Genomic DNA, 517 nt, shown 5'->3' with positions numbered 1-517 from the left:
ACGATGCACATGTCGATGTTCTCACCACGTTCCATCAGCGCTTCTACGACGCGAACGGTACCGTTAATGAAAGGACCTTCCTCATCAGAAGTGATCAAAAAGCCAATCGAGCCTTTGTGAGCTGGGTGCTCGGCAATGAAGCGTTCAACGGCCACTACCATCGCCGCCAAAGAGCCTTTCATATCGGCTGCACCACGACCATGAAGGTAGCCATCGATGATGGTTGGCTCGAACGGTGGTGTATCCCATTGCTCTAGCTTGCCTGCGGGTACAACATCTGTGTGACCTGCGAAAGCAAACAATGGCGCTTAGTTAACGAGACGCGCCCAAAAGTTGGTGGTGTCTTCAAACACCATAACTTCAATTTCAAAACCGAGCGCTTTTAAACGCTCGATCATTAGGTCCTGACAACCTGCATCTTCAGGTGTTATTGACTGGCGGCTGATCAGGTCTTTTGCAAGTGCCAGTACTGGACTGTCTGTCATCCTTGAGTCTTCCTTACATTTATGAATTAAAA

General features: G+C 48.9%; 1 pseudogene. It reads right to left on the bottom strand.

Annotated elements, in window-relative coordinates:
• A pseudogene (locus R7Q46_RS30345) lies at nucleotides 1-485 on the bottom strand (M20/M25/M40 family metallo-hydrolase); the annotation flags it as partial.
• Nucleotides 486-517: the final 32 nt, after the last annotated feature.

The organism is Vibrio sp. 811 (genome assembly GCF_033339195.1).
Note: the sequence above shows the minus strand (reverse complement) of the source record. Positions and strands in the feature narration are given on the sequence as shown.